This window comes from Mesorhizobium sp. AA23, from assembly GCF_001672435.1.
In the GTDB taxonomy this organism is placed as follows: Bacteria; Pseudomonadota; Alphaproteobacteria; order Rhizobiales; family Rhizobiaceae; genus Mesorhizobium.
Genome location: NZ_LYTP01000023.1, coordinates 288,535 through 308,220, shown reverse-complemented (window position 1 = coordinate 308,220; position 19,686 = coordinate 288,535). Strand labels below are relative to the sequence as shown.

Annotated in this window: 19 protein-coding genes; 5 read left to right on the top strand and 14 right to left on the bottom strand. The window is 65.0% G+C overall.

Features of this window, described 5'->3' with window-relative positions:
- Window positions 1–19 precede the first annotated feature (19 nt).
- The 8 genes from A9K66_RS18150 to A9K66_RS18115 form a co-directional block, all read right to left on the bottom strand.
- Entirely contained in the window at window positions 20–1,012 is a 993-nt protein-coding gene (locus tag A9K66_RS18150; RefSeq protein WP_067326190.1) for a cyclodeaminase, read from the bottom strand.
- Window positions 1,009–2,004, bottom strand: coding sequence for a hydroxyectoine utilization dehydratase EutB (eutB, locus tag A9K66_RS18145; protein WP_067326187.1), 996 nt, complete (start codon window positions 2,002–2,004; stop codon window positions 1,009–1,011). Before eutB ends, A9K66_RS18150 begins: the two co-directional genes overlap by 4 nt.
- Window positions 2,005–2,016: 12 nt before the next feature.
- Complete coding sequence (gene eutA, locus A9K66_RS18140) at window positions 2,017–2,793, bottom strand: ectoine utilization protein EutA (RefSeq protein ID WP_067327080.1); 777 nt, start codon at window positions 2,791–2,793, stop codon at window positions 2,017–2,019.
- 5 nt (window positions 2,794–2,798) lie between these two features.
- Entirely contained in the window at window positions 2,799–3,458 is a 660-nt protein-coding gene (gene ehuD / locus A9K66_RS18135) for an ectoine/hydroxyectoine ABC transporter permease subunit EhuD (protein WP_067002307.1), read from the bottom strand.
- 16 nt (window positions 3,459–3,474) lie between these two features.
- Window positions 3,475–4,134, bottom strand: a complete 660-nt coding sequence (gene ehuC / locus A9K66_RS18130; protein ID WP_067326184.1) for an ectoine/hydroxyectoine ABC transporter permease subunit EhuC — start codon at window positions 4,132–4,134, stop codon at window positions 3,475–3,477.
- 181 nt (window positions 4,135–4,315) lie between these two features.
- A complete protein-coding gene (gene ehuB / locus A9K66_RS18125) occupies window positions 4,316–5,167 on the bottom strand; it encodes an ectoine/hydroxyectoine ABC transporter substrate-binding protein EhuB (protein WP_067326181.1) in 852 nt (283 codons plus the stop codon).
- 103 nt (window positions 5,168–5,270) lie between these two features.
- A complete protein-coding gene (gene ehuA / locus A9K66_RS18120) occupies window positions 5,271–6,056 on the bottom strand; it encodes an ectoine/hydroxyectoine ABC transporter ATP-binding protein EhuA (RefSeq protein ID WP_067326178.1) in 786 nt (261 codons plus the stop codon).
- Window positions 6,057–6,192: 136 nt separating this feature from the next.
- Window positions 6,193–7,578: a PLP-dependent aminotransferase family protein gene (locus A9K66_RS18115; protein WP_067326174.1), complete on the bottom strand. Its 1,386-nt coding sequence runs from the start codon at window positions 7,576–7,578 to the stop codon at window positions 6,193–6,195.
- Window positions 7,579–7,662: 84 nt separating this feature from the next.
- On the opposite strand from A9K66_RS18115, the gene A9K66_RS18110 reads away from it, so the two are divergent.
- The 4 genes from A9K66_RS18110 (at window position 7,663) to A9K66_RS18095 (ending at window position 12,358) form a co-directional block, all read left to right on the top strand.
- Window positions 7,663–8,148 carry an Lrp/AsnC family transcriptional regulator gene (locus A9K66_RS18110; protein WP_067326171.1) on the top strand — a complete coding sequence of 162 codons (486 nt, stop codon included), beginning with the start codon at window positions 7,663–7,665 and terminating at the stop codon, window positions 8,146–8,148.
- Window positions 8,149–8,277: 129 nt separating this feature from the next.
- Window positions 8,278–9,771 (top strand): NAD-dependent succinate-semialdehyde dehydrogenase, encoded by a 1,494-nt coding sequence (locus A9K66_RS18105; protein WP_067326168.1) that lies wholly within the window; start codon window positions 8,278–8,280, stop codon window positions 9,769–9,771.
- Window positions 9,772–9,807: 36 nt separating this feature from the next.
- Entirely contained in the window at window positions 9,808–11,187 is a 1,380-nt protein-coding gene (locus tag A9K66_RS18100; RefSeq protein WP_067326165.1) for an aspartate aminotransferase family protein, read from the top strand.
- A gap of 67 nt (window positions 11,188–11,254) precedes the next feature.
- On the top strand, window positions 11,255–12,358 hold the full coding sequence (locus A9K66_RS18095) for an alcohol dehydrogenase family protein (RefSeq protein ID WP_067327078.1): 1,104 nt from the start codon (window positions 11,255–11,257) through the stop codon (window positions 12,356–12,358).
- 37 nt (window positions 12,359–12,395) lie between these two features.
- Here A9K66_RS18095 and A9K66_RS18090 read toward each other — a convergent pair whose 3' ends face one another.
- From A9K66_RS18090 to A9K66_RS18080, 3 genes are all read right to left on the bottom strand, one after another.
- Complete coding sequence (locus A9K66_RS18090) at window positions 12,396–13,157, bottom strand: SDR family NAD(P)-dependent oxidoreductase (RefSeq protein WP_067326162.1); 762 nt, start codon at window positions 13,155–13,157, stop codon at window positions 12,396–12,398.
- Between the two features lie 34 nt (window positions 13,158–13,191).
- Complete coding sequence (locus A9K66_RS18085) at window positions 13,192–13,962, bottom strand: SDR family oxidoreductase (protein ID WP_067326158.1); 771 nt, start codon at window positions 13,960–13,962, stop codon at window positions 13,192–13,194.
- Between the two features lie 132 nt (window positions 13,963–14,094).
- Window positions 14,095–14,928 (bottom strand): GNAT family N-acetyltransferase, encoded by an 834-nt coding sequence (locus A9K66_RS18080; protein WP_067327074.1) that lies wholly within the window; start codon window positions 14,926–14,928, stop codon window positions 14,095–14,097.
- A gap of 325 nt (window positions 14,929–15,253) precedes the next feature.
- Between A9K66_RS18080 and A9K66_RS18075 the strand changes: the two genes are divergently transcribed.
- On the top strand, window positions 15,254–16,120 hold the full coding sequence (locus A9K66_RS18075; RefSeq protein ID WP_067326155.1) for a hypothetical protein: 867 nt from the start codon (window positions 15,254–15,256) through the stop codon (window positions 16,118–16,120).
- Between the two features lie 189 nt (window positions 16,121–16,309).
- Here the strand turns inward: A9K66_RS18075 and A9K66_RS18070 are convergent, their stop codons facing one another.
- From A9K66_RS18070 to A9K66_RS18060, 3 genes are all read right to left on the bottom strand, one after another.
- Complete coding sequence (locus A9K66_RS18070) at window positions 16,310–17,824, bottom strand: aldehyde dehydrogenase family protein (protein ID WP_067326151.1); 1,515 nt, start codon at window positions 17,822–17,824, stop codon at window positions 16,310–16,312.
- A 183-nt stretch (window positions 17,825–18,007) separates the two neighbouring features.
- Complete coding sequence (locus tag A9K66_RS18065; protein ID WP_067326148.1) at window positions 18,008–19,282, bottom strand: RNA polymerase sigma factor; 1,275 nt, start codon at window positions 19,280–19,282, stop codon at window positions 18,008–18,010.
- Window positions 19,279–19,653 (bottom strand): YciI family protein, encoded by a 375-nt coding sequence (locus A9K66_RS18060; protein WP_067002334.1) that lies wholly within the window; start codon window positions 19,651–19,653, stop codon window positions 19,279–19,281. Before A9K66_RS18060 ends, A9K66_RS18065 begins: the two co-directional genes overlap by 4 nt.
- Between the last annotated feature and the right edge of the window lie 33 nt (window positions 19,654–19,686).

Genomic DNA, 19,686 nt, shown 5'->3' with positions numbered 1-19,686 from the left:
TTGGGCCTCGCGGCCATATTCAGCTTTCGAAAATCGTTCCCGCTTTCGCTGCCCGCGCGCGGTCGCGGGCTAAAGTGGCGATCGCGGTGTCCTGCACGCCGGTGCCAGTGAGATCGGCGAGGGTGATGTCACCGGCCGATCGTCGTCCGTGCTTTTTCCCGGCGATGATCTGGCCGAGCTCGGTGACTTCCGCGTCGGCCGCCATCGCCCCTGCCTCGATGGCGTGGTGAAGCTCGCCCAAGCGCCGCGTCTGCTTCGCGCTGTCTGCGACATAGAGATCTGCCAGGCGAAGGATCGCCGGCGCGATCTCGTTCTTGTGCTCGGCATCCGAGCCCATCGCGGTGATGTGCTGGCCGGCCGAGACGAACCCGGCCTTGATCAGCGGCTCGGTCGAAGGCGTGGTGGTGACGATGATGTCGGCGCCCGCTGCCGTCCTCGCCGCATCCGGCTCGGCACGCACCATGATGCCCAGTCTCTCGCGCAAGCGGGCCGCGGTCGCCTCGGCCTTGGCCGCATCGCGCGCCCAGACGCGCGCCTCCGCGATCGGCCTGACGAGACGCAGCGCTTCCAATTGCAGGCCGGCCTGCAAACCGGCGCCGAAGATCGCCGCTATGCTGGAGTCTTCGCGCGACAGATGCTTGGCCGCGACTGCGCCGGCTGCGGCGGTGCGCACATCGGTCAGATAGCCATTGTCGAGCAGCAGCGCCTCGACCACACCGGTCTTGGCCGAAAGCAGCACTATCATGCCGCCGCCGCTCGGCAGGCCGAGCTTCGGATTGTCGAAGAAGCCGGAGCTTATCTTGACGGCGAAGCCATCTATGCCGGGCACGTAGGCGGACTTCACGTCGACCTCGCCGCGATGCTCGTGAATGTCGAGCCTCAAGATTGGCGGCATCGCCACCGGCATTGTCGCCAAAGCCCGAAAGGCGTTCTCGACGCAGGCGACCGCATCCAGATCGAGCGTCACGACCTTGCGCAGGTCTGTTTCGGTGAGGATGGTCATGCGGCTCATCTGGGGCGCTCCGTCAGTGCAGCGTCGCCGCAGACGATGCGGCGATGCAGGCTCATGTCGATGTTGCGGCCAGACAGGATGGCCACCACCGGTCCTTTCGCAGTGACCTTCCCAGCAAGCAGCGCGCCGATGCCGACCGCGCCTGCGCCTTCGACGATCTCGCGCTCTTCCTCATAGGCATGCCGGATGCCGGCGGCGATCTCGTCCTCGGAAAGCAGGATGACGTCGTCGAGCAGCTCACGGCACATGGCAAAGGTCAGCCGGTTATCGAGGCCGATGCCGCCGCCGAGTGAGTCCGCAAGCGTCGGCAATTCCTCGACCTGCACGGGGCGGCCGGCATCGAGACTCGCCTTCATCGCGGCACCGCGCGCCATCGAGACGCCGACGACTTTGGTGGCCGGGCTCACGCCCTTGACCGCCGCGGCAACGCCGGCCGCCAGGCCGCCGCCGGAGAGCGGCACCAGCACACTTGCTGCTTCCGGAACCTGCTCCAAGATCTCCAGCCCCAGCGTGCCCTGCCCGGCGACGATGTCCGGATGGTCGAAGGGCGGCAGCATGACCAGCCCCTCCTCCGCAACCAGCCTGTCCACCTCCTGCTGGGCATCGTCCTGGCTGTTGCCGACGATGCGAATATCCGCGCCAAGGCGGCGGATTGCATCGAGCTTGTTTTCGGGCACCAGCTTCGACATGCAGATCACCGCGCGCATGCCCTCGAGCTTCGCCGCATGGGCCAGCGCGCGGCCGTGATTGCCGGTCGATGCCGCGACCACCCCGCGCAATCTTTCTCGCGGACTCAACGCGGCGATCGCGTTGGACGCGCCGCGCAGCTTGAACGCGCCGGTCGTCTGGTGATGTTCCAGCTTGAGGTGAACGGGATGGCCCGCCCGATCCGAGAGGCTTTGCGACAACACAGTCGGCGTCCGCTCGACCTTTCCGGCAATGCGTTCGCGCGCAGCGCGGATATGCTGAAGCGTGACTTCCGTTTTGGTCATTGGCATGCCCGCTCACCGGGCCAATGGCTTCGTCATCAGCCGGCCGAACTGCGGCCGCGCCGTGTCGTCGCCGCAAAGCCGCAGGCAGTTCCAGGCGCTCGCCTGGTTGCTGGTGACGACCGGGCGGCCGATTGCCTCCTCCATGCCTGGAACGGCGAGCGCCGCGCGTAGCGCGGTGCATGAAACGAACAGCGCATCCGCCTGCGCATGCGTCGCCTTGCGCGCCAGATCGACGAGCGAGGTAGGCTCGATGCGTGCCATCTCCCGATCGTCCTCGAAGCCGAGGCAGGTGACGCTCTCGATGTCGAAGCCGTGCGCGGCGAAATAGGCGGCCATCGGCCGGCTGGTCTCGACAGTGTAAGGGGTGAGAATGCTGATCCGCTTCACGCCAAAAGCGTTGAGGCCGCGCACGCCGGCCATGGGCGGCGTGACCACGGGAACATTCGGCTTGGCCGCCTGGATCGCCTGCTCGATCTCGGCGTCGCCGATCACCACGGAAGCAGACGTGCAGGAATAGCAGACGGCATCGAGCGTCTCGTCCGGCAGGATCAGTGCCGCGCCCGCCGAAAGCGAGGGCTGCATCTTGCGCAGATTGTCCGGCGTCGTCGGATTGGCGTAGGGGATGCGCGCGACGTAGACGCCGATCCGCTCGCTCGCCACCATGCGGCGGAAGTCGACCTCGCTGGTATGATCGGTGGCCAAAGCAATCAGCCCGACGCGCTTTTCGAGCGGACGCGCATCGAGTGCGGGCCGGGTCGATGCCAGCTCGATTTCGGGCAACAGTTTCATGACTTTCATCTCTCGATCCTGCCGTAACGACGCTCCAGCCAGCGCAACAGCACGACGGAGCAGAGGCTGATGACGAGGAAGAAGGCGCCAACCAGCGTCATCGGCTCGATGTAGCGGTAATAGGTATTGGCGACGCTCTTGGCTTGGTTCATCAGCTCCAGCACGGTGATCGCCGAAAGCAGCGGCGTCTCCTTGAACATGGCGATGAAGTAGTTGGCCAAGGCCGGGATCATCGGCGGGATCGCCTGCGGCAGGATGACATGCGTCCAGGTGTGGCGGCCGTTAAGATTGCAGGCCTTGGCAGCCTCCCACTGGCCGCGCGGCACATTGTCGATGCCGGCGCGATAGACCTCGGCCGTATAGGTGCCGTAGTGCAGTCCAAGCCCGATGACGCCCGCCACCAAGGGCGGCAGCAGGATGCCGATATCGGGCAGGACGTAGAAGATGAAATAGAGCTGCACCAGAAGCGGCGTGCCGCGGATGAATTCGGCGAACCAGCCGACGCTGCGCGACACCGTGCGGTTAGGCGAGCGCCGCGCCAGCGCGATCGCCAGACCGACGATCCCGGCCAGGATCGAGCCGAGCACGGTCGCCAGGATCGTGATCTTCACCCCCTGGATCAGGGTCGGCATGATCTCCCAGACAAAGTTCCAATCCCATTCCATTAGCGGGCCCATTCCATCAGACACGCACTCCGTCGAGACCGCGCGCCATGCGGCGCTCCAGCGAGCGCACGCCCCAGGAGATGATCAGCGCGAGCGCGAAATAGATGACGAGAACGGAGACGAAGGGCATCAGCGTGCTGCCGGTCTGCGAGCGAACCACCTGCGCCTGGAAGGTGAGATCGGCAAGCGAGATCAGCGATACGACCGAGGTCGCCTTGAGCAGCTCGATCGCGTTGTTGCCGAAGGTTGGCAGCATGATGAGCAGCGCCTGCGGCAGGATGACGTAGCGCATGCCTTGCCAGCGGCCGAGATTAAGCGCGGTGCAGGCCTCATATTGCTCACGGCCGATCGACAGGATGGCGCCGCGCACAACTTCCGCCGCATAGGCCCCGACATTGAGCCCCAGCGCCAGCACGCCGGCCTGCAAAGGCGTCAGCGACAGACCGGCGAAGGGCAGCACGAAATAGGCCCAGAACAGCTGCACGAAGATCGAGGTGCCGCGGAAGAACTCGATATAGGTCGTGGCAATCGCGCGCACGATGAAGAAGCGCGACACACGTCCCATGCCGGCGAGAAAGGCCATGACGAGCGCGAGCACCGACCCCATCAGCGTCAGCTCGATGGTGACAAGCGCTCCCTGCAATATCAGGCCGAGATAGCCGGACCACTGGGTCATTGAGTTTCAAATTTTCCTAACGTTTGCAGTCGTTGCGAGAGGCTGCGACAGCCTTGTCCCCGCCCACGGGAGAAGATGCCGTCAGGCAGATGAGGGGCAGCGCTGACCTTGAAATGCTGGCGCGCCGCCCCTCATCCGGCTCTTCGAGTGACCTTCTCGCCGCAAGCGGGAAGAAGGGAGATTACTTCGCCGCGCAGAGCTTCTCGCGCGTCGTCGACATCGCCGCCTTGGCCGAGAAGCCGTAGGGCTCTATGATCTTGGCGAACTCGCCGGACTTCTTCATCTTGGCGAGCTCGACGTCATAGGCATCGCGCAGCGCCTCGTCGCCCTTCTTGAAGGCGGCGCCGTCGCAATAGACCGGCGCGCCCTGCACCGGCGCGATCACTTCGAGATTCGGATCATTGGCCTTCTTGATGAGGTCGTTGATCGACAGAACGGGCAGCGAATAGGCATCGATGCGGCCGTCCTGCACCATCTTCAGGCCGCTCTGGCCGTCCGGCACGACGATGACGCGGTCGCGCGGCACGCCGGCATTGAGCGCCAGCTTCTCCTCGGTGCCGCCGCCCGGCGCGCCGATAGTGGCCGACGTGTCCTTGGCGACGTCCTCATAGCTCTTGAAACCCTTCGGGTTGCCCTTCTTCACCAGCATCGCTTCCGCATCGCACAGCACCGGCTCGGAATAGGCGACCGCCGCGCAGCGCTCAGGCTTCATGAACAGGCCGGCGGTGACGACGTCGAAGCGGCCGGCCTGCAGGCCGGGGATCATGGCGCCGTATTCAGAGATGGAGGCGACGATATCGTTGACGCCGAGGCGCTTGAAGATCTCGCGCGCTACGTCGGGTGCAGCGCCCGAGACCTTGCCGTCCGCGGCGACCGCCGTGTAGGGCGGCTCGTTGGCAATGGCGACGCGGGCAAAGCCCTGCTGCTTGAGCTGCTCGAGCTTTGCGTCGTCTGCCGAACGCGCGCCGGAGGCGAGCAGCATGGTGCTTACGGCGAGACCGGCGACGCCAGCCAGGATGCCAAGTTTCTTCATCGTTCCCAACTCCTTGTTTCTCTTCTTGGTTCGCTCGGTTCGGATGGCGTCCTTGCCACCCGTTTCTGGCTTTCGGGACGGCTTCGCCGCCCTGGCATGACGGTCAGACGCGATGTCCGGCCGCGATGATCTTCTTCAGGAAGCCCTGCGTGCGTTCCTGCTTGGGATGGCGGAAAATCTCATCGGGCTTGCCTTCCTCGACGATCCTGCCGCGATCGAAGAACAGCACGCGATCGGCGAAGTCGTGGGCAAAGCCCATCTCATGAGTGACGAGCAACATCGTCATGTCGGTTTCGGCGGCGAGCTTGCGCATGACATTGAGCACCTCCTCGACCAGCTCGGGGTCGAGCGCCGAGGTGACCTCGTCGAACAGCATGATCTTTGGCGACAGCGCCAGCGCGCGGGCGATCGCGACGCGCTGCTTCTGGCCGCCGGAAAGCTGTGCCGGCATGCTCTTCGCCTTATCGGCGAGGCCCACCATGTCGAGCAGTTCCATCGCCCGTTTTTCGGCGGCGGCTCGCGCCACGCCCTTGGTCAGCATCGGCGCCAGCGTGACATTGTCCATGACGCATTTGTGCGGGAAAAGATTGAAGAGCTGGAAGACCATGCCGATCTTCTGGCGCATCTTGGCCAGGTGCCGCTCGTCGGCCGGCACCAGCTGGCCGTTGCGCTCCATGTGATAGAGCTGCTCGCCGTCGATCTGGATATGGCCGCCGTCGATCTTTTCCAGCGTCATCAGGATGCGCAGGATCGTCGTCTTGCCCGATCCGGATGGGCCGATCAGCGCCAGCTTCTCGCCTGGCATGACCTGCATCGACAGGCCGTCCAGCACCTTGAAGGCGCCGAAGCTCTTCGAAATGGCGTCGACCTTGATGATGGGCGCGGGCAATCCATTTCCCCGTTCTGAAGCGGCCTATGCTCCTAACGATGCGAAACGCGCTAAATCATGTCAATTAGGAAAATAATATCATGACAATTTTTCGAGCGCTGCACAATTTCAGGGCAATTGGCGATCCACTTTTGCATCAGATGGCGAGCAGAAGATGCTCCGGATCGCCCAGCAGGAGCTTGGCGACAACGCTCAAGCCCGAGCGCAGTTCCCCTTCGGTGGTCGAGCCGAGCGAGATGCGCACGGCCGGATGCCACGGCGTGTCGGCGATGCGGAACGACGTGCCCGGGGCAATCGCCACGCCGCGCAGGCGCGCCTGCGCAACGAAGCTCTCCTCGGCGCGGTCGCCCGGCAATTCGAGCCACAGATGCAGCCCTTCGCGATGGGAGCGATAGTCGACGCCGGCCAGCATTTCGGCTGCGATTTCCTGCCGGCGTCTCAACGCCCCGCGTTGCCAGTTGACCAACTCAAAAGCCGTGCCGTCATTCACCCACCGCGTCGCGATTTCCGCCACCATCGGCGTCGCCATCCAGTTCGAGACGAGATGGCGGTTGGCGACGGCCGCGACATAGCGGTCGGGCACGGCGAGATAGCCGATGCGCAGGCCGGGCACGGTGATCTTGGTGAAGGAGGTGACGTAGAGCGTCCGCTCGGGCGCGAAGGCGGCAACCGCCGGAGGCCGGCCTTCGACGAGCGGCCCGAGCACGTCGTTCTCGATGATGGCGATGTCATGTTTGCGCGCGACCGCGGCGATCTGCTCGCGCCGGCTGTCGTCCATCAAGCTCGCCGTCGGGTTGATGACCGATGGCTGGACGAAAACAGCGCGAATGCCGGAGAGACGGCAGGCCTCGTCCAACGCTTCCGGGACCAGGCCGTTGCCGTCGATCGGCAGGCCCTCGAGGTTGAAGCCGAGATAGCGGGCGAGCGGCACCAGCGTGTGGTGGCCGATCGCCTCGGTGGCGACCGTCGAACCGGGCGGTGCGACGCTCATCAGCGCTACCGTCATGCCGGCGGTGGCGCCGTTGGTGAGGCTGATGTTCTGCGGTGAGGCGTCGAGGCCGCAGAGCTTCAGCCATTCGACCGCCACCGTGCGATGACGCGGGAACACCATGTTCGGCCGGAACGACAGCGCCGAACTCGACGGCAGGTTCTCGGCCAGCCACCCCAACGCCTGCTTCAGCTTCTCCAGATGCATCGGCTCGCAGACCGGCTTCAGGATCGAGAGGTCGATGACCTCGCCCAACCGTTCCGGAAGGTAGGGCGGCTCCGGCTCCCGGCGCTGCGTCTGCACGAAGCTGCCGCGGCCGACCTCGCCGGCAATCAGACCGCGGCGGATCAGTTCCTCATAGGCGCGGCTGACCGTCTGGACCGAAAGTTTCAGGTCGTCGGCAAGCCGCCGGTGCGTCGGCAGTCGCGCGCCATTGGCGAGCTTTCCGTCATGGATGGCGCGCGCGAACTGATCGGCCAGCGAGAGGTAGGCCGGGCGGCGGATGAGCGCAGGATCTGGCTGCCATAATGTCATGACTTTATTAGAGATCGAAATCAGTGCAATTGACAATCGAAATAATGCATCGTCATGGTGTCCGGAACAAAAACTGGAGCCGGCATGGCGGCAGCAAAACTCGATCCGATCGACCTCAAGATCCTTGACGCCATCCAGCGCGACGGGCGCATCACCAAGCTGGCGCTGGCCGAGAAGGTCGGCCTGTCGCCGACGCCTTGCTGGATGCGGCTGCGCAAGCTGGAGAAGGCCGGCATTGTCTCCGGCTACCACGCCGCAATCACCATGCGCGCGATCGCGCCGGTGGCGACCGTGCTGATGGAGGTGACACTGGCCAGCCACCGGCAGGCCGATTTCGACCGTTTCGAGCGGATCATCCGCGACGTACCCGAGATCGTCGCCTGCTGGTCGGTCGGCGGCGGCGTCGACTATGTGCTGAAAGTGATGGCGCGGGACATCGACGCCTATCAGCGGCTGGTCGACGCCCTGCTGGAACGCGAGATCGGCATCGACCGCTACTTCACCTACATCGTCACCAAGACGGTGAAGGAGGAGTCCGTGGTGCCTGTCGCCGACCTGTTGCCAGGCTGAAGCCGGAGAGATCGTCTGGCCCGGCGGGCCATGGGAGACAATCTCTCTCCTGGCGGCTGCCGAAAAAGCCTCTCTGTCTCGGTCGCGCGGCTAATCTCTCCGCATCGCCTTGGCACCGGGAGACAAACGATGTCCGCGCATTTTGCACGCCCACACCGCCACGAAGCACTGGATCGTCTCGCCGATCGCCGGCTGCTGCGCGATCTCGGCTATATCGGGGGCCATTGGACCGCCGGCGACTCGGCTGCGAGCTTCGCAGTCACCGATCCGGCCACCGGCGCTACAGTCGCCTTCGTTGCCGCCCTCGGCGCAAGCCAAACGGCGGAGGCTGTCGACGCGGCAGCGCGTGCCCTGCCGGCCTGGCGCTCCGCGCTGCCGCAGGAGCGCTCCGGAATCTTGCGAAAATGGTTCGAGCTGATCGTCGCCGCCAAGGACGACCTGGCGCTGCTGATGACGCTTGAACAGGGCAAGCCGCTAAAGGAATCGCTGGGCGAGATCGACTACGCCGCCTCCTTCGTCGAGTGGTATGCCGAGGAAGCAAAGCGCCTCAATGCGGAAAGCGTCACCAGCCATTTGCCGAATGCTCAGATGACCGTTCGCCGCGAGCCGCTCGGCGTCGTCGGCGTCGTCACCCCATGGAACTTTCCGTCGGCCATGCTCACCCGCAAGGCCGCTGCGGCGCTTGCCGCCGGCTGCACCGTGGTGGCGCATCCGTCCTCGGAAACGCCGCTTTCGGCGCTGGCGCTGGCCGAGCTCGGCGAGCGTGCCGGCCTGCCCGCCGGCGTCTTCAACGTTGTCACCGGGGATGCGCGCACCATCGTCGGCGCGATGTGCGCTGACGCCCGGGTGCGCGCCATGAGCTTCACCGGTTCGACCGACGTCGGCCGGCTGATTGCCGCGCAGAGCGCGCCGACGATGAAGCGACTGGTCATGGAGCTCGGCGGCCATGCGCCGCTGATCGTCTTCGGTGATGCCGATATCGAAAAGGCGGTGACGATCGCCCTCGACGCCAAATTCGCCACCTCCGGCCAGGATTGTCTTGCCGCCAACCGCATCTATGTGCAGCGCCAGATCTATGACCGCTTCTGCGCCGCCCTCGCCCGTCGCATCGAGCGTCTGCGCACCGGCAACGGGCTTTCACCCGACGCCGATATCGGCCCGCTGATGCATGAGCGCGCCGTCAAGAAGGTGGAGGAGCAGGTCGCAGACGCGCTGGCTCGCGGCGCGCGCTGCCTCATCGGCGGCAAGCGCCATGCGGCCGGGCCGCTGTTCTATCAGCCAACGCTGCTCGTCGATGTGCCGGACGAGGCGCTGATCATGCATGAGGAAACCTTCGGCCCGGTCGCCGCCGTCACCCCGTTCGACGAGGAAGCGGAAGTCGTCGCCCGCGCCAACGCTACCGAATATGGTCTCGTCGCCTATGTCGTGACCGAGAACGGCGCGTGCCAGGCGCGCATGGGTCGCGCGCTGGAATACGGTATGGTCGCGATCAACCGGGTGAAGATCACCGGCGCGCCGATCCCGTTCGGCGGCGTCAAGCAGTCCGGCATCGGCCGCGAAGGCTCGCGCCATGGCCTCGAAGCTTTCACCGATCTGAAATACCTTTGTCTGGACGTCGCCTAGCGCACGCCGGAAGAATTCCCTGCAAGGAGAAAAAAGATGCTCGAACAGTCCAACGAACTTTCGGCCTGGGATCGCGACCACTTCTTCCATCCCTCGACGCATATGGGCACGCATGCGCGGGGCGAGTCCCCGGCGCGCATCATGGCCGGCGGCGAAGGCGTCACCGTCTGGGACAACACCGGCAAGAAGAGCATCGATGCCTTTGCCGGGCTCTATTGCGTCAATGTCGGCTATGGCCGCCACAAGATCGCCGATGCCATTGCCGATCAGGCCAAGAACCTCGCTTATTATCACGCCTATGTCGGGCACGGCACCGAGGCCTCGATTACGCTCGCCAAGATGATCATCGACCGCGCGCCGAAGGGCATGTCGAGGGTCTATTTCGGCCTCTCCGGCTCCGACGCCAACGAGACCAACATCAAGCTGATCTGGTACTACAACAACGTTCTCGGCCGGCCGGAGAAGAAGAAGATCATCTCGCGCTGGCGCGGCTACCACGGCTCCGGCGTCATGACAGGATCGCTGACCGGGCTCGAGCTGTTCCACAACGCCTTCGACCTGCCGCGCGCGCCGATCATGCACACCGAGGCCCCCTATTATTTCCGCCGCGCCGACCGCTCGATGAGCGAGGAGCAGTTTTCGCAATATTGCGCCGACAAGCTCGAGGAGATGATCCTTGCCGAGGGCCCGGACACCGTCGCGGCCTTTATCGGCGAGCCGATCCTCGGCACCGGCGGCATCGTGCCGCCGCCCGCCGGCTATTGGGAAAAGATCCAGGCGGTGCTGAACAAATACGACGTGCTGCTTGTCGCCGACGAGGTGGTGACCGGCTTCGGCCGTCTCGGCACCATGTTCGGCTCCGACCATTACGGCATCAAGCCGGACCTGATCACCATCGCGAAGGGGCTGACGTCTGCCTATGCGCCGCTTTCCGGCGTCATCGTCTCCAACAAGGTCTGGCAGGTGCTGGTCAGGGGTTCCGACAAGCTGGGCTCGCTGGGCCACGGCTGGACCTATTCGGCGCATCCCATCTGCGTCGCCGCGGGCGTCGCCAATCTCGAACTGATCGACGAGATGGATCTGGTGAGGAATGCCGGCGAGACCGGCGCTTATTTCCGCGCCGAGCTGGCCAAGGCCGTCGGCGGCCACAGAAACGTCGGCGAGGTCCGCGGCGACGGCATGCTGGCTGCGGTCGAGTTCGTCAGGGATCGCGACGATCGCGTCTTCTTCGATCCGGCGCTCAAAGTGGGCCCGCAGATCGCCACGACGCTCGCGGCAAGCGGCGTCATCGGCCGCGCCATGCCGCAGGGCGACATCCTCGGCTTCGCGCCGCCGCTTTGCCTGACGCGCGAGGAGGCCGACACCATCGTCGCCAAGACCGCCGACGCCGTGAACAGCGTGTTTGCCAGCCTCTGAAGCAATCCAGGAAAGGTGTGAACGGTTTTCCGTCCGGAGTTGCGTGAAAGCAAAGGAACAGACCGACATGAATGCCATGACCAGAACCGTCCCCGCCACGATGGCCGCCGTGCAACTCACCGGCCACGGCGGCCTGGAAAAACTCGTCTATCGCACCGATGTGAAGGTGCCGCCGCCGGCTGCCGGCGAGGTGCTGGTCAAGGTCAGCGCCTGCGGCATGAACAACACCGATGTCTGGGTGCGCCAGGGCGCCTACGGCACCGAGGAAGACGCGGCCGCCGTGTCGACCTGGCGCCGGCAAGGCAACACGCTGACCTTTCCGCGCATCCAGGGCACCGATACGGTGGGCACCATCGTCGCCGTCGGTGACGGCGTACCCTCCGAGCGCATCGGCGAACGCGTCATGGTCGACTTCTCCATCTACAACCGTGACGACGATTCGCTTGCCGACATCGACTATATGGGCCACGGCCGTGACGGCGGCTATGCCGAATACCAGGCGCTGCCGGCCGAGAACGCGCATGTCGTCAATACCGATTTGAGCGATGTCGAGCTCGCCACCTTCTGCTGCGCCTATCTCACCGGCGAGCAGATGCTGGAACGTGCAGGCTTGAAGGCCGGCGAACGGGTGCTGGTCACCGGCGCCTCCGGCGGTGTCGGCTCCGGCATCGTGCAGCTGGCGCGGGCGCGGGGCGCCATTCCCTATGCCGTGGTCGGCAAGGGCAAGGAGCAAGCGGTGCTCGACATCGGCGCCGAGAAAGTGGTCACGCGCGGCGTGGCCGACCTGCCTGCCGCCGTCAACGAAGCGACCGCTGGCCAACCCATCGACGTGGTCGCCGACCTTGTCGGCGGCGCCATTTTCAATGATCTGCTGCGCATCCTGCGGCCCGAGGGACGCTACACCACCGCAGGCGCCATCGCGGGGCCGGTGGTGCAGTTGGACCTGCGCACCATGTATCTCAAGCAGCTTCAGCTGCACGGCTCGAGCCAGGGCACCAGGGCCGATTTCCGCCGCATCGTGCGCTACGTCGAGGAGAAGAAGATCCGCCCGCTGGTCGGCGGCGTCTACAAGCTGTCGGACTTCCAACGCGCCCAGACCGACTTCATGGCCAAGGACTTCGTCGGCAAGCTGGTGGTGGTGCCGGACGCGATTGCCGACACGAACAAGTAGCGGCCGATGGCGGCGGCCGACGGGTTGACCTTGGCGGTCAGCCCTTGCGCTCCTGAAGGATGTTGCCGCCATCCACGACGATGACGGCTCCGTTGACATAGCTGGCGCCGTCGGACGCCAAGAACAGCACAGCCGCGGCGACCTCCTCCGGAGTGCCGGCGCGTCCAAGCGGCGTGTTTTGCGCCGCGAGGAGTTCTTCCGGGGTCGAGGCGCCCGTCGCGATCCAGCCCGGCGCCACGGCGTTGACGGTGACGCCGCTGCGGCCGACCTCCAGCGCAAGCGCATGCGTCAGCCCGACCATGCCTGCCTTGGCGGCGGAGTAAGGGGCCTCGCCTTCGTTGGAGACGTAAGGGCCGGTGACCGAGGCCATGTTCACCACGCGTCCATGACCGCGCTCTACCATGCCGGCCAGAAATGCGCGTGTGGCAAGGAATGTGGTCTTCAGGCTGACATCGATGCCGCGGTCCCAGTCGCTTTCGCTGAGATCGAGAAATCGCCGCTGCAGCGCCGGCTGAGCGACCGTTCCCATCCCGGCATTGTTGACGAGGATATCGATCTCGCCGACCTCCGAGCAGAGCCGCTCGACATCCGCTGCACGCGTCAGATCGGCCATCACCGCACGAACGTCGAGCCCCTCCGCCCGCAGCTCTTCAGCGCGCTGCTCGACGCGATGCGACGAGGCGGTGATCGCGACCGCAAGCCCGGCGTGGCCGAGTGCGCGCGCCACCGCGACGCCGATGCCGTCGGCGGCGCCCGCGCCGGTCACCAGCGCCGTGCGGGATTTGCGAAACGTGGTCATGAGCCCTCCAAGGCGATGACGCCAATGCCGCGAGTCAGTATCCGGCGCTGATGCCGAAATCGATCGAAAGCGCGGCCCCGGTGATCGGCGCCGCGCCGGGCTGGCAAAGATAATGGATGAAGGAGGCGATCTCTTCCACGCAGATGAACCGTGCTCTTTCCCCTTGCGGGTATTGCCCAAGGAGCCTGCGCTTGTAGCCGTCCGGGTCATCTCCGCCATAGGTCCTTGCCTGATACTCGATCATTGGCGTCGCCGTGTCGCCAGGACAGACGGCGTTGACCCTGATGCCGTGCGGCGCAAGCTCCAGGGCGAGAGCCTTGGTCAGCAGCACCAGCCCGCCTTTGGAGGCGCAATAGACCGCCGCGCCGCTGTTGCCAACGATGCCCGCGTCGGAGGCGATATTGATGATAACGCCCTGCGCCGCCGACAGGTGCGGAATGGCGGCCGAGATCAGGAAGAAGGCACCTTTGAGATTGACGTCCAGCACCAGGTCCCATTGCTCTTCGCGGACCTCGCTTGCCGCTCCCTCGAGCCAGACGCCGGCGGCGTTGACGAGAATGTCCAGGCCGCCTCCCCATTCGCGGGCCTTGTTCACAACCTCTCGGCAGGCAGCGACGGAACGGATGTCGAGCGGCAGACCGATCGCGTTCGCACCGGTCGCGGCAATCCTTGACACGGCCTCGTCGAGTTTCGCGCCGGGAAGGTCGGCGAGCACGATCCGCTCACCGTCAGCCGCAAGGCGCAGTCCCGTCGCAAGACCCATGCCCCCGGCGCCGCCCGCGATCAAGACGGTTCTTGCAGCCATTCGATAACCTCCGCTGTGCGATGAGCGTTGCGGCGAGACACAGTCCGGCATCCGAACCACGTCGGAGAGACATCTCGCATGCGCCACGCCGGACAAACAATGATCACAGCACCGAAGCCATTCGCTTCGCGATCACCCCAGCTCCAGCGTCGTGATGCCGAAAACCTTCGACGGCACATTGCCTGGTTTGCCGCCCCGATACATGCGGGTTGTCGTGAATCCGGGGACCATGCCGACAGCCTGAAGCACGGCGGTGAAGCCGATCTGGGTGGCCGGCACGTCGATATGCAGCGCCTCGCCTGCCGTCCTTCCCGTCAGTTCCGCCATCAAAGCCAGGGCTGTCTCCATGTCGTCCGCGAACAGCGGACCGATCTTGAAACCTTCGCGGCATCGGCGCGCCACGCCGTAGCCGGCAAGGCCGGCCGAGCCAGTGGACATCATCGCGATCCGGGGCGGCCGCAGCCATGCCCGCAGGAAGGCCTCCCGAGGCGCCGGGAAGCACTGGCGGTCATAGGCCAGGATCTCGGCTGTCTCGGCGGCGGCAACGGACCGGATTTCCCGACCCCCGGTCAGTCGGGCCGGACGACCGCTGAAGCGGACGGTCTCATAAGCCGGCACGAAGCCTTTGTGTTGGTAGTTGGCGCGCTGCTCGGCTACGCCGTCGAGGCCGACAATGCGGTCGCCGAGCCGAGCCATGCCGGCATCCCAGACCGCCTTGCCATGGCCTTCACCGCGCCGATCGGGCCGGCAGATATAGAGGCCGATGAAACCGAACTCCGCGCCATAGGCGACGGTCGAGATGCCGGCCACCATCTCGCCGGTGACGAAGGCGCCGATGAACCCTTCAGGATCGGCAGCCCTGAGCGCGGCGGCATCGTCGATGCCCGGATTCCATCCCTCCCTCGCCGCCCACTCGACGAGCTTTTCCACCTCGCTGGCGGTCAGCGTCCGGATCGTTCTCGGCATGGCTTCACTCGGCGCGGCAACGGATTTCAAGTCGCCAGGATAGGTCGCCGCCAGCAGGTTGCAAAGACCGGTTTTGGACGTTGCCGACCTGTCCACGCCACGAAGCCCAACCGTCGATGCTCCTTCGCCGATTCGGCGAAGAGACCGCCCATTGAACGCTAGACCGTCGAGCGAATTATTATCCGGGTTTTTCGAATCGATGCAAAGGGTTAGCAAGAACGCGCCGAAACATCAGCCGTTGTTCCAATGGGCAACTGGACACGACCGTCGAAGGCGGGGAATCTTCTTTCGTCGTTGCTTGGAATCGAATGGAGTGCCGCAGGAAATGCCCTTGAGCGCCGAAGAAATCGCCAGTCATCCGGCAGCTCTGCGCGGTGTCAAGGAGCAGTCGCGCGCGCTCATCCATATCTACGAAACCAGCCCGCGCCTTGCCGCCGTTTTTGCCACCCAGCAGCGCTGGCTGCTCGGCCATGTCGGACTTGCGCTGCATTTCAGGCGCGACCCCGATGACCGCCGCACCGAAATGACCGTAGCGCGTTTCATCGAGGTCGTGCGCCGCAATTCAGTTGCCAGCCGCAACACCGCCGAAGCGTTCGTCAAGGAAATGCTCCATTACAACGTCGCCGAATACATTTCGTCGCGTGGCGATGGCCGAGCTCATCCCTTGCGGGTGACCGCGGCCACCATCGAGACCTTTACCGGCTGGATCCATGCCCATTTGCGAACGCTCGACCGCATCGATGGCGGAGCCCGGCTGACGATTTTCCTCGAACACCCCGATATGCTGGCCAAGCTGCAGCCATTGATCTGCGACGGATTGCTCGCATCCATTCCGGTGCGGGAACCCCAGCAAACCTTCTCGTTGTTCATCTGGCTCAACAACGGCGGCATCGTCATGGACTGGCTGATGTCGGGTATCGATCCGGAGGACGCCAGCCTCGAGAAGATTCCGACCGGCGTCATCTCGATCAGCGAATTTGCGCATTGGCTGAAGCTGTCGCGCACGCATCTGGCGCGCAAGCTCCGCGACGCCGAGGCGCTCGGCAGCATCGGCTGGGTCGGCCAGCGCGGACATTCCGTCATGTGGGTGTCGCGGCAGTTCTTCGACGAGTACATGGCCGTTCAGGCAGCCAAGCTCGCCATCGTCGACGCAGCCTTCGAGGCGAGTTTTTCCGGCGCGAGCGAAGGCTGAGCGCCGCGGCGCCTGCTCCGAGCTTGCCGTGACGGCGCGCAAAGAGACGCGCCGTTGAGCCGCTTCGACGATGACGCGGCGCTCAGAGCAATTCCAGGATATTGTGAAACGGTTTTCCGTCCGGAATTGTCAAATCAAAGAGATAGGGCGGTTTGCCGTTTCCGTGAAACGGTGAACCGCTCTATGTCCTCAGTCGATGTCGAAGGATACGCCTTGCGCCAAGGGCAGGGCCTTCGAGAAGTTCACCGTGTTGGTGGCGCGCCTCATATAGGCCTTCCAGGCATCCGAGCCGCTCTCGCGGCCGCCGCCGGTTTCCTTCTCGCCGCCGAATGCGCCGCCGATCTCGGCGCCCGACGTGCCGATATTGACATTGGCGATGCCGCAGTCCGAACCGTCGACGCCGAGAAAGCGCTCCGATTCCTGCAGGTCGCGGGTGAAGATCGAGGACGACAGGCCGGCGCCGACCGCGTTGTGCAGGTCGAGCGCCTCGTCGAAATCGGCATATTTCATCACATAGAGGATCGGCGCGAAGGTTTCTTCCGTCACCGGCGAAACCTGCTTTGGCATTTCGACGAGCGCCGGATGCACATAGTAGGCATCGGGATGGCCGTTCTCGAACCGCTTGCCCCCGGTCACCTTGCCGCCATGCGCTTCCGCTTCGTTCAACGCCTTCTGCATATTGTCGAAGGCGGCCTTGTCGATCAGCGGACCGACCAGCGCCGAGGTCTCCAGCGGATTGCCGACCGAAACGCTCTGATAGGCCTTCTTCAGGCGCGGCAGCAGCGCGTCATAGACGCTCTCGTGCACGAACAACCGCCTGAGCGTCGTGCAGCGCTGGCCGGCGGTGCCCATGGCGCCGAACGCAATGGCGCGCAGCGCCATGTCGAGATCGGCGCTCGGGCAGACGATGCCGGCATTGTTGCCGCCGAGCTCGAGCACCGCGCGTGCAAAACGCTTGGCCAGCCGCGGACCGACCTCGCGGCCCATGCGGGTCGAGCCCGTGGCCGAGACCAGCGGCACCTTCGGATGGTCGACCAGCACCTCGCCGACGGCGCGGTCGCCGATCAGCACCTGGAGCAGGCCTTCCGGCGCATCGGCGCCGAAACGCCTGGCGGCGCGCTCGAAGATCGCCTCGCAGGCAAGCGCCGTCAGCGGCGTCTTTTCCGACGGCTTCCACACCACCGCGTCACCGCACACGAGTGCAAGTGCCGCGTTCCACGACCACACCGCGACGGGGAAGTTGAAGGCCGAGATCACGCCGACGACGCCGAGCGGATGCCAGGTTTCCATCATGCGATGTCCAGGGCGCTCGGTGGCGATGGTCAGGCCGTAGAGCTGGCGGGAAAGACCGACCGCGAAATCGCAGATGTCGATCATCTCCTGCACTTCACCGAGACCCTCGGACGGGATCTTGCCGACCTCGATCGACACCAGCCGGCCGAGCTCCGCCTTGTGAGCACGCAACTCCTCGCCGAGCAGGCGCACCAGCTCGCCCCGCTTCGGCCCCGGCACCAGCCGCCAGGCGTGGAAGGCCTTGTGCGCGGCATCGATAGCCTTGCCGGCATCGACCGCCGAGATCGACTTCAGTGCCGCGATCTGCTCGCCCGTCACCGGGCTGCGCACGATGAGGTCGCCGCCGGAAAGTGCATCCTTGGCGACGCCAAGTTTCTCCAGAAGTGAGGCCGTTTCCTTCGCAATCGTCATGTTTGTTCCTTTTCAGATCTCGCCTTGGATATGGCGAGCGTCGAAGCCTTGCGCCACGTCTTGTCGGCGCCCTGAGGCACGACGGCGCTTTCATGGCGTGGCATTACTCGTTTCAGGGAAAAACCGCCACCCCGGGATGGTCCAACCCCGGCGCGCAAAATTGGGCCAGCAGTGAAAATGGGATCAGCGCGCCTTCTTGGCCTGCGACGTCTCGGTGCTTTGCTTGATCAGCCGGTCGATATGCATGCGGATATGAGCGGCTTCGGCGGCGGTGTTGGCTAAAGCGATCGCGCGGTCGAAGGCCACGCGCGCCTCCTCGCTGCGGCCAAGCTGCATCAGCAGGCCGCCCTTCAGGCCGAAGAAGTGGAAATAGCCTGCCAGCCGATCTTCCAGCGGCTCGATCATTGCCAGCGCCGCTTCGGGGCCGCGCACCTTGCTCACCGCGACCGCGCGGTTCAGCGTCACTACCGGCGACGGCTGCATCTGCTCGAGCAAGCCGTAGAGCAGGTCGATCTCGGTCCAGTCCGTATCCTCGGGTGTTGCCGCCCGCGCATGCAATGCCGCGATCGCCGCTTGCACCTGGTATGGGCCAGGCTTGCGATGACGCAGCGCCTTGTCGACCAGCGCCAGGCCCTCGTCGATCATCTTGCGGCTCCAGAGCGACCGGTCCTGATCCTCGAGCAGCACGATCTCGCCATGCGCGTCGAAGCGCGCCGGCGCGCGTGCATGCTGGAGAAGCAGCAGCGCCGTCAGCCCCATGATCTCCGGTTCCTGCTGAAACAGCCTGAGCAGCAGCCGGGCGAGCCGGATCGCCTCCTCGCAAAGCGGCGCGCGGGCCGGCGCCTCGCCGCCATTGGTCGAATAGCCCTCGTTGAAGATCAGATAGATCATGGCCGCGACCGCCGCCAAGCGCTCGGAACGCTCGACCGCGCCTGGCGTCTCGAACGGCACGCCGGCATCGGCGATGCGCGCCTTGGCCCGGGTGATGCGCTGCTCCATGGCGCTCTCGCCGACGAGAAAGGCGCGCGCGATCTGCTTGACGGTCAGGCCGGAGACGATGCGCAGCGCGACCGCGATCTGCTGCGTCGCCGGCAGGTCCGGATGGCAGCAGATGAACAGGAGCCGCAGGATATCGTCGCGATAATGCGCGCCGTCCAGCCGCTCGGCCATATCGCCTTCGGCATCCTCGAGATCGGAGATCTGGTCCTCTTCCGGCATCGGCGCCTGCTTGGCGCGCTTGCGCACCGCGTCGATGCCGCTGTTGCGGCCGACGAAGATCAGCCAGGCCGCCGGATCGCGCGGCGGCCCGTTTTTCGGCCAGTTCTTCAGCGCCCTCAGGCATGCATCCTGGAAAGCTTCTTCCGCGGCGTCGAGGTCGCGGAAATAGCGCAGCAGCGCGCCCATCGCCTGCGGACGGGCGGTGCTGATCGCGTTGCTGATCCAGGCAAGCTCGGTCATGCGGGAACCTTTGTCGGATTGAAGACCGAGATCGGCCTGATCTCGTAGGAACCACCGCTCGGATTGACCTCGGAGAGTTCGCGGGCGAACTCGACGGCTTCGTCCAGGTGATTGCATTCGAGCGTGTAGAAGCCGAGGAACTGCTCCTTGGTCTCGGCGAACGGGCCGTCGAGCACCACCGATTCGCCCTTGACCTTGCGAAGCGTCGTCGCGGCTGTGGTCGGCAGCAGGCGCGCCACCGGCCCCAGCCGGCCTGCCCTGGCGTATTTGTCCTGTACGTTGAGGAGCTTTGCCATGACCTCCTCGTCCTGTTCCTTGCTCCAGGAGCAGACCACGTCTTCGGAGGCGTAGCAGAGAATGGCATAGAGCATGGTGCGTCCTTTCCGTATCAAAGGACGCAACAG

Coding starts and splice junctions, on each gene's coding strand:
- A9K66_RS18065 (WP_067326148.1), bottom strand. CDS start 19,282: ATGACCGAGCTTGCCTGGATCAGCAACGCGATCAGCACCGCCCGTCCG.
- A9K66_RS18150 (WP_067326190.1), bottom strand. CDS start 1,012: ATGAGCCGCATGACCATCCTCACCGAAACAGACCTGCGCAAGGTCGTG.
- A9K66_RS18075 (WP_067326155.1), top strand. CDS start 15,254: ATGCCCTTGAGCGCCGAAGAAATCGCCAGTCATCCGGCAGCTCTGCGC.
- A9K66_RS18080 (WP_067327074.1), bottom strand. CDS start 14,928: ATGCCGAGAACGATCCGGACGCTGACCGCCAGCGAGGTGGAAAAGCTC.
- A9K66_RS18095 (WP_067327078.1), top strand. CDS start 11,255: ATGAATGCCATGACCAGAACCGTCCCCGCCACGATGGCCGCCGTGCAA.
- A9K66_RS18115 (WP_067326174.1), bottom strand. CDS start 7,578: ATGACATTATGGCAGCCAGATCCTGCGCTCATCCGCCGCCCGGCCTAC.
- eutB (WP_067326187.1), bottom strand. CDS start 2,004: ATGACCAAAACGGAAGTCACGCTTCAGCATATCCGCGCTGCGCGCGAA.
- A9K66_RS18085 (WP_067326158.1), bottom strand. CDS start 13,962: ATGGCTGCAAGAACCGTCTTGATCGCGGGCGGCGCCGGGGGCATGGGT.
- A9K66_RS18110 (WP_067326171.1), top strand. CDS start 7,663: ATGGCGGCAGCAAAACTCGATCCGATCGACCTCAAGATCCTTGACGCC.
- A9K66_RS18060 (WP_067002334.1), bottom strand. CDS start 19,653: ATGCTCTATGCCATTCTCTGCTACGCCTCCGAAGACGTGGTCTGCTCC.
- A9K66_RS18100 (WP_067326165.1), top strand. CDS start 9,808: ATGCTCGAACAGTCCAACGAACTTTCGGCCTGGGATCGCGACCACTTC.
- A9K66_RS18105 (WP_067326168.1), top strand. CDS start 8,278: ATGTCCGCGCATTTTGCACGCCCACACCGCCACGAAGCACTGGATCGT.
- ehuB (WP_067326181.1), bottom strand. CDS start 5,167: ATGAAGAAACTTGGCATCCTGGCTGGCGTCGCCGGTCTCGCCGTAAGC.
- A9K66_RS18070 (WP_067326151.1), bottom strand. CDS start 17,824: ATGACGATTGCGAAGGAAACGGCCTCACTTCTGGAGAAACTTGGCGTC.
- A9K66_RS18090 (WP_067326162.1), bottom strand. CDS start 13,157: ATGACCACGTTTCGCAAATCCCGCACGGCGCTGGTGACCGGCGCGGGC.
- ehuC (WP_067326184.1), bottom strand. CDS start 4,134: ATGACCCAGTGGTCCGGCTATCTCGGCCTGATATTGCAGGGAGCGCTT.
- eutA (WP_067327080.1), bottom strand. CDS start 2,793: ATGAAACTGTTGCCCGAAATCGAGCTGGCATCGACCCGGCCCGCACTC.
- ehuD (WP_067002307.1), bottom strand. CDS start 3,458: ATGGAATGGGATTGGAACTTTGTCTGGGAGATCATGCCGACCCTGATC.